This window comes from Bacillus sp. 105MF (genome assembly GCF_000374885.1).
GTDB classification, from domain to species: Bacteria; Bacillota; Bacilli; order Bacillales; family Bacillaceae_G; genus Bacillus_A; species Bacillus_A pseudomycoides.
In genome coordinates this window covers 1-4,276 of sequence record NZ_KB895654.1, presented here as the reverse complement: position 1 = coordinate 4,276, position 4,276 = coordinate 1, and the positions used below count along the sequence as shown (strand labels likewise).

3 protein-coding genes are annotated in these 4,276 nt (G+C 29.3%); 1 reads left to right on the top strand and 2 read right to left on the bottom strand.

Annotated features, from left to right (window positions below; all coding sequences use genetic code 11):
* The first annotated feature begins 285 nt into the window (after positions 1-285).
* Positions 286-1,500 (top strand): replication initiation protein, encoded by a 1,215-nt coding sequence (locus C564_RS0131125; protein WP_018768185.1) that lies wholly within the window; start codon positions 286-288, stop codon positions 1,498-1,500.
* 84 nt (positions 1,501-1,584) lie between these two features.
* Here C564_RS0131125 and C564_RS33150 read toward each other — a convergent pair whose 3' ends face one another.
* Together C564_RS33150 and C564_RS36545 are read right to left on the bottom strand one after the other, a co-directional pair.
* On the bottom strand, positions 1,585-1,782 hold the full coding sequence (locus C564_RS33150) for a hypothetical protein (protein ID WP_018768184.1): 198 nt from the start codon (positions 1,780-1,782) through the stop codon (positions 1,585-1,587).
* A gap of 586 nt (positions 1,783-2,368) precedes the next feature.
* Positions 2,369-2,797: an HTH domain-containing protein gene (locus C564_RS36545; protein ID WP_018768183.1), complete on the bottom strand. Its 429-nt coding sequence runs from the start codon at positions 2,795-2,797 to the stop codon at positions 2,369-2,371.
* Between the last annotated feature and the right edge of the window lie 1,479 nt (positions 2,798-4,276).

Sequence of the window (4,276 nt, the reverse complement as noted above, 5' to 3'; positions counted from 1 at the left end):
ACTATAACAAAAATGGTTATAAAGATAACAAATTTGGTTTTTACTATAACAAAAATGGTTATGAAGATAAGGAATTTAGTTATCTGAATATAACAAGTTTAACCGTTTAATTGTAATAAAATTAGTTACAATTAAACGGTTTTTATTACTTTTAAGCACTTTACATAATCACTTTGTGTAGAATGAATATTTAGAAGATTTATAAAAAACCGACTATAACAGGAGTAATATATTTGTTATAGTTAATTTAACAGCCAAGGCAGTAAGGAAAGGACGTATGTAGATATGTCTACAAATCAAGGTTTGCAGATTAAAGAAAGTAACATTGTTTCCAAATCTAATACTTTAATTGAAGCAAATTCACGTTTGAATTTAGTTGAACAAAAGCTATTACTTTGTTTGGCTAGTAATATTGAACCAAATGATCGAGATTTTAAAACATATACATTCCCAATTAGACAATTTCACGATTTACTTGGATTAAGTGGGTCTACTAAATACACTGAGTTGAGCAAAATCACAAAGGAATTATTATCAAAAGTAATTGAAATTCGGATAGGAGAAGAGCTAATACAAGTATCTTGGCTTTCTTCAGCGATTTATAATAGAAATAAAGGAACGATTGATATGCGTTTTGATCCTTTATTAAAACCATTTTTATTAGAATTAAGTAGCAAATTTACGAGTTATAGACTGGCGAATATTGTTAAATTGAAGAGTACATATGCTATACGTATTTACGAATTATTAAAGCAATATGAAAATCTTAAAGAACGCACAATTAGCCTTGAAAACTTAAGATATTACTTAGATGCAATGAATATATATCCTAACTATGCAAATTTTAAGCAACGCGTATTGAAACCTACACAAAAAGAATTGAATCAGAAAACAGATATTTCTTTTGATTTTGAAGAAATTAAATCAGGTAGAAAAGTGCAAAAGATTAGATTCATTATACGTGGCCAAAAAAAGAACGATTCAGACCTAGTTCGTTTTGAAAAAAAATTAGATCAATTTCAACAGCCAAACACATTCGAGCAAAAAATCAAACGTTTTGAGGAACGGTGTAAAGAAAAAATATACCCTAAAGTATTGGAGAAATGGAAAAAGCATGAGGATTTTGTATTAGAGATAATTGATGATATACGCTTTCGTTCAGATATAGATTCACCAATTGGTTATGTCGAATATATGCTTAATTCACGCTTAAAAGAACTGTCAGATGATGAAGTTTCAAAAACGCATATTCAAATTGATGAAGAAATTTCCAATAACGCTTTATTAGAGATTGATAATATCATAGATACAATCATTACTAAATATTCAACATCTACAGGAACTGTAGCTACATTTTTAGTCAAGGATACAGCTATTAACAAGTTAACGAAAATAGTTACACTCGGTGAGGCTGAAGAGATTTGGGTAGACAGAGAAGAATTTGTTATGGATAAAATTTATGAATACATAAAACGAAATAGAAGAAAAAAAAGATATTAAGAAGATAAATATTTTAAAAAAGTAAAACAAGTACAGTTTGCCTTTTACTTACAATTACATTTTCTTTTGCAAGTATGCATTGAACTACAAAAAGAACCAGCTTACAACTGGTTCTGATTCAATTAAAGCAATTTCAAATTCTTCTGGCTCACCGGAATAATAACGATATTCTTTCTCTGCAGATTCGAATACATTTGAATTAAAACGAGCAAGAGCGGCAAGTTCAGTTTTTATAACTGCTAACTTTATTTTCAATTCATAAAGGGTTGATGCCGCTGCCAAATCGAGCGTTATGCTATCGTGCGATTCAACGTCTTCTACGATGGAAAAATACTTATTCCTTTTTATAGTAAATAAATGTTTAGAAGTTTCTGTTCATGTTCAATCAGAAAAACAAAAAGAACTTGTAGGAATCACTACAAGTTCTTTTTTAGGTTAAGGTGAATATACGAGACAAACAAACTATCTTAACAGATTCATCATAGAAACTACAGGGGTGATGCTTTGATAAGTTTATTATATAACAAATATTAACAATCAAATATTTTAATTTTGAAAATTATGTGAATTAAGAAAATGGAACGGTTTTTTGAGTTTGTATCCCCTAAAAAATCCATTTGTTTGTTTCGTACAAAACACTTTAAACCAACGTCGATATCGTAATAAATTAGTGAAAATATAGATATAGGTAAGTAGAGAAGAATGGGGCATTATTACCTAATAACCTATGTTTACTTTCAAATTATATTATCTATAATAAAATGAAGTTCATGTTGTCACTGAATATAATTCGTAAATATATTTAGAGCGCTGTGATTCTGACCGAGTATTTTGGGAAGAAGTAAATTTGTAGATTTTTCACATGGTGTTAACGTTTCTTCTGTAACGCCTGCCTTTCGAGTTCATCTAACTTTTTTAAGAATGCCAGTTCCGCTTCTAGAAAAGTAATACGAGCTTCTGCTTTCTTTAGCTTGTCATCGGAAGATAACATTTTTGTAGAAGGGCGACCAGCACTTCCTTTTCCACGGCGTTCCGTATAGAATCCTTCTTCTCCAAATTGTTCATACGTTTTTCTCCAACGTTTTAAACATTGATTTGGTTTTCTTTCACCAATGATCTCTAAATCGAATCCATTCTCCAGGAAGATTTGATTTGGACCTTTCCCACTTTGATTTTCTTTCACAGCTTTTATTTTAAAATCAGAACAATAGGTAATAGAACGTTCTGATACCTTCACGACATTTTCATTCTTCTCTAGTTGCTTCATTTGCATTTCATTAAAAATAATTTTACTCATTTCCCGTACCTCACTTTTATCATTGTTTCCATTATAACGAGGAATGAGTGTAAAGATACATAAAAACCCCGAAGCATGGACTTTTTTTTAAGTGTCCACGATTCGGGGTACAGTTCATGTGAGGGAAAATAAGCCTTTTTTACTATTTAGACTCACACAAATGATCTGCACATCAATTCATCTTTGATACACAGATCATTTGTATGATAATTTTTATAAATAATTGCTAAATAATGAACTTACATAAATGTTTTTAAAAGTTCTTGTACAAATGGAATGATTCCACCTACAAATTTTAAAACTGCCATTGCGATTGTCATATTATTTCCTCCTCTTTTTTCGTATTAAGATACGGTAAATCTTTATACTCCTATTATAGTAAGCGCTTACATTTATATCAATACATTTTTATATGCAATATTACATATCCGAGTAAGGTCAACGAAATATCACATTTTCTCATTAAGGAATCTTTTTGGATAGCACCACACCGCCATCAAGCCAATGATAACAAATACCCCATAAATAAAAAAGATAAGACCAGGAACTCGGTCTTATCTATGGCATAAGGAGAAACAAATAGGGTGATAACCATCACCTTTTCATCATATTACATTAAATGTTGAATTTGAATGTTATAACTAAAAATGGTTCTAATATCCATATTGAGAAATTTATTACTACTCTTATAGTTCTAAAAGGTGCACTTTTCATTATATTCAAAGTTATTAAGTTCCCTTAGTACGTCTATAAAAGTGTATCTTTTGAAATGAAAATAAAATCCCTATTAATGAGGCCTAATAAAGTAATCAAAAATATATAACAATCAAGAGAATTACTTATATTATAGTAATAATAAATTAGATATTTAGGAGTGTGGTGGGGTATGGGGAAAGTAAAAGAATTAGAAGAAGAGATACAATGGCGGGATAATCATATTATAGAAATTAATTCGGATAATACACGGATATTAGAATAATCAATGGAAGTAGCAAGACTTATTCAGTTGTATGATAAATTTATTAGGAAAATGAATTTAGAAGATAAATTAAAAGTATTCTTGAAAGAAGAAATAAAAAATTATAATTAGGGCTACGGACCATTGTCAACACGTTAAGAATTCAGAATTACCCCAAAACAAAAATTACACATTACTTATTTCTATCATTGCAATTATTAATTGGGATTCTTCACCTGAAATGAATCGCATTTTAATTATGTGTGTGTGCATTAGTTTTAAGCTTTATCGTCGGAGCAATCAGTTCAACATATCATCAAATAAAAAGCTAAGCATTTTCATACATAAAACAAAAAAGAGTCCTATTAATTTAGGAATCTTTTTTTATTCTTCCTGAAAGTAAACTTTTGTATATTTGTTTACATTCATTTCTCCTTAAATATTGACTTCACCCCAATTCCCCTGATATCATCAAAATTAGCAAGAAAAGTATACATTCAAAACAATATAAATAAAGAGGT